This window comes from Flavobacterium sp., from assembly GCF_044341265.1.
GTDB lineage: Bacteria > Bacteroidota > Bacteroidia > Flavobacteriales > Flavobacteriaceae > Flavobacterium.
Window position 1 is genome coordinate 1 of record NZ_JBIISA010000065.1, and the last position, 3,895, is coordinate 3,895.

The window sequence follows — 3,895 nt, forward strand, 5'->3', positions numbered from 1 at the left end:
TGCCAGGTACTTTAGGACAATCAGATTTGTTCAAAGTTGAAATAAAATCAGATGGAAGTTATGGTACACCAACAAATCTTGGAAATGTAATCAACACAGAAGGAAGAGAAACTTTTCCGATGGTGACTAATGAGAACGAAATTTATTTTGCCTCAGATGGACATCCAGGACTTGGAGGATTAGATGTATTTGTTGCCAAAGAACAAGCTGATGGAAGCTATAAGAAAGTAGAAAACGTAGGAGAACCATTAAACAGTTCGAAAGACGATTTTGCTTACCTTATCAATACATCATCAAGAATAGGATATGTTACCTCAAATAGAGATGGCGGACAAGGTGGTGATGACATCTACAGATTTAAAGAAACTAAGAAACTAGAATGTGAGCAATTCTTAACTGGAGTTGTAACTGATAAAGAATCAGGATTACCACTTTCTGGAGCACGAGTAACATTGTCAGATGCTAATTACAAAAAGCTACAAGAGGTAATCTCGGATAAAGATGGTAAGTTTGACTTTGGAAAAGTTGATTGTGGAACAAAATACTACATTAAAACAGAAAAGCCAGAGTACAATACTGTAGAGACACCAACCATTACAAAAGACGAATCAGGAAAATCATTTGTTCCAGTAGAACTTGAGAAAGCACAAAAACCAGTACAACCTGGAGACGATTTAGCCAAAGCTTTTGGAATCAAAATTATCTACTTCGATTTAGACAAGTCATTCATCAGACCGGATGCAGCAGTAGAATTGGCTAAAATCTTAGATGTAATGGAACAAAACCCAACGATGGAGATTGATGTTCGCTCTCATACCGATTGTCGTCAAACAGCCAAATACAACATGGCATTATCAGACAGAAGAGCTAAATCAACAATAGCATGGTTAGTAGAAAAAGGCATCGCAAAATCAAGACTAACAGGAAAAGGATATGGTGAGTCGCAACTAGTAAACGATTGTGGTTGTGAACCAACAAACCAATCAAACTGTACTGAAGAGCAACACCAAGCCAATAGAAGATCTGAATTTATTATTACTAAATTGTAGATTATATTTAATATACAATTGTTTAAACCCTGGGAACCGTTCAAGTAATTGAGCGGTTCTTTTTTTACCTCTTACTTACTGTATGAAGTAAACAATTTGAAGGTTGTACCATAGATATTTTATTTAATGTACTACAAACAAATACTGATAATAACGTAAATTATAAACCATTTAAGGAACTAAAAAAGAAAGCAACTAAGATGAAAGTAACATCTAAATAACCTTCTACAACTTCTTTATAATTATGTTTCCTTCCCATCGGCTATTTAAAGAGTATCATTTAAAAGACAATAACGTTGGTGAAATTTATGCATTACCATTTCTTTTATTGTATGATAAGTGATAACAATGACGAAAAAACACATAAAAAAAACCATCTGAAAACAGATGGCTTATTCAAAATCAAACAAAACTATAAATCAATTATTTTTTCATAAACATATTAGTGTAATACTTTTTACCTGTAGCAGGGTTAACTGTAATAGATATTCCGAAGTGAGTATAATCTCCATCTAAATTAGCTTTGTGTCCAGGACTTTGCAACCATGCATACAAAGCTGAATTTGGGGTAGAAAAATTATACGCAATATTTTCTCCAACTTTTACAGCACCCAAAACTTGTATTATATTGTTTGAACGCTCTTCAAAATAATCATGATTAACTACATTATTGTCAATCATGTATTGATTATGCTCTAAAGACTTATATGAAATGTGGTTAATAATTTCTAAAGCATTAAGACCTTTATTTACTCTATAATCATTGATTACTTCAGCTAATTTCAACTCATCTTGAGTGTAATTATAATCAGTGATTAATTTCGCTTCAACTTGTTCTTCTTCTTTAGAATCTGGTGAACAAGAAATCATAGTGAATACCAAAGCCATTGGCACAAACAATCTTAGTAGTTTTGCTTTCATAATAGTAGGTTAAGTTTTTTAAAGATAGATGTGGGGCAAAAATCTTTATGTTAATATTGTATGAACGTTTTCTCTGATTTGGTTATACAATATTACTACTATGTCGTTAAACTGACAAATAAAATCGATGAAATACATCTTTTTTATTTTTTAATAAGAACTTTTCTTACAATTAAGATGAAAGTCTTTCAATTTTCCAGTTAAAATCATCTTGCAATTGATATCTAATTCTATCATGAAGACGATTAGGACGACCTTGCCAAAATTCAACTTCTTGAGGTCTAATTAAATATCCTCCCCAATTTGTTGGTCTTGGAATTTCTTTTCCGTCATAATATTGTTCTAATTCCCTTAACTTCTCTTCTAAAACAAGTCTAGATGCAATTACCCTACTTTGGTCAGAAGCAATAGCTCCAAGCTTGCTGCCTGTAGGACGAGAATCAAAATAATTATCAGAAACATTGGTAGGAGTTTTTTCTGCAATACCTTTAATTATTACCTGACGTTCTATACTTGGCCAAAAAAAAGAAAGACAAACATTTGGGTTGTTCGCTATGGCTTGACCTTTTTCTGAATCATAATTAGTGTAGAAAATAAAACCTTCTTCGTTAAACTTTTTAAGTAGTACGACTCTAGATTTAGGAAATCCATCAACACCAATAGTAGAAATAGTCATGGCATTGGCTTCATCAACATCATCTAAATCTTCGGTTTCATGGAACCATCTGTTGAATAAATTGATTGGATCTTCTGGAATAGTAGTTTCCAAAAGTTCACTTTTTTCGTAGGATTTTCTGTAATTGCTTAAATCTTTCATTGTACTATAAATTGCTTTTATAGATACAAAGTTAAAGAGATTTTATTCTTAAAACGGAAACAAATGTTAAAATGAATTACTTTTTAGCCCTGATGCTGGAATTGTTTGAGCTCTTTTTATATTGTTGCCTTCGAGAGCCTCAGGCAACAATATAAAAAAGCGAGTTCCTGCAGCAGGAAAAGGGTTTGCTGATAAAGACCAAGCCATTCGCTCCTACTCCATTTCAAATTCTCTTCCATCGTCTGCCAGAAGAACATTTGGAAAAATTGTTTGAGCTTCGGTTTTAAAGTATTCTATGTTGCCATAACGAGTAGAATAATGTCCAAGTATAAGATGCTTAACTTTTGCTTTTAAAGCAATTGTAGCGGCTTGTTTGGCAGTTGAATGCATAGTTCGTTCAGAAAGATGGGCTTCACTTTCTAGAAAAGTACTTTCGTGATACAAATAATCTACGTTTTCAATAAGTGGAATTATAGATTCGTCGTACATCGTATCACTACAAAAAGCATAGCTTTTAGCAACTTGTGGATCAAAAGTTAGTTCTGAATTTGGAATAATGGTTCCGTTATCTAAAGTAATATCGCCACCATATTTAATTTTATTGAAATAAACTTTATCTATTTCATAATTTTCAACGGCTTCTACATTTAACTTTCGCTCTATATTTTTTTCTTGAAAAAGAAATCCGTTGGTATAAACTCGATGTTTTAATGGAATGGTCTTCACCACTACTCTATCGTCTTCAAAGATTGTTTCTGATTCATTGGATTCTAACTCGTGAAAATATAAATTATAACCTGTGTAAGAACCAGAAGCTCGTAGCTGAAGTAGAATGATTTCTTTGATTCCTTTTGGGCCATAAACGGTCAAATCACTTTCTCTATTGAGCAACATAAAAGTTGATATTAATCCAACTAATCCGTAAAAATGATCACCATGAAGATGGGAAATAAAGATGTGATTAATTTTAGAAAACTTGACTTTACTTTTTCGCAATTGCACTTGAGTTCCTTCTGCACAATCAATTAAAAACACACGATTTTTAATCTCTAAAACTTGAGATGTTGGATTGGAAATAGTTCTTGGTGTTGCTGCATAGCAGCCAAGT

5 protein-coding genes are annotated in these 3,895 nt (G+C 32.6%); 1 reads left to right on the top strand and 4 read right to left on the bottom strand.

Going from position 1 to position 3,895, the window contains the following annotated elements; all coding sequences use genetic code 11:
• Positions 1-1,049: OmpA family protein (locus ACIQ06_RS15965; RefSeq protein WP_396147923.1), on the top strand; the 1,049-nt coding region annotated here is incomplete at its 5' end.
• Positions 1,050-1,472: 423 nt separating this feature from the next.
• On the opposite strand, the gene ACIQ06_RS15970 is transcribed toward ACIQ06_RS15965, so the two are convergent.
• The 4 genes from ACIQ06_RS15970 to ACIQ06_RS15985 form a co-directional block, all read right to left on the bottom strand.
• Positions 1,473-1,970 carry a CAP domain-containing protein gene (locus ACIQ06_RS15970; RefSeq protein ID WP_396147924.1) on the bottom strand — a complete coding sequence of 166 codons (498 nt, stop codon included), beginning with the start codon at positions 1,968-1,970 and terminating at the stop codon, positions 1,473-1,475.
• A gap of 172 nt (positions 1,971-2,142) precedes the next feature.
• Entirely contained in the window at positions 2,143-2,787 is a 645-nt protein-coding gene (gene pdxH / locus ACIQ06_RS15975) for a pyridoxamine 5'-phosphate oxidase (protein WP_396147926.1), read from the bottom strand.
• Positions 2,788-2,853: 66 nt separating this feature from the next.
• Positions 2,854-2,994 (bottom strand): hypothetical protein, encoded by a 141-nt coding sequence (locus ACIQ06_RS15980; protein ID WP_396147927.1) that lies wholly within the window; start codon positions 2,992-2,994, stop codon positions 2,854-2,856.
• A 6-nt stretch (positions 2,995-3,000) separates the two neighbouring features.
• The coding region (locus tag ACIQ06_RS15985) for a ribonuclease Z (RefSeq protein WP_396147928.1) at positions 3,001-3,895 on the bottom strand (895 nt) is incomplete at its 5' end.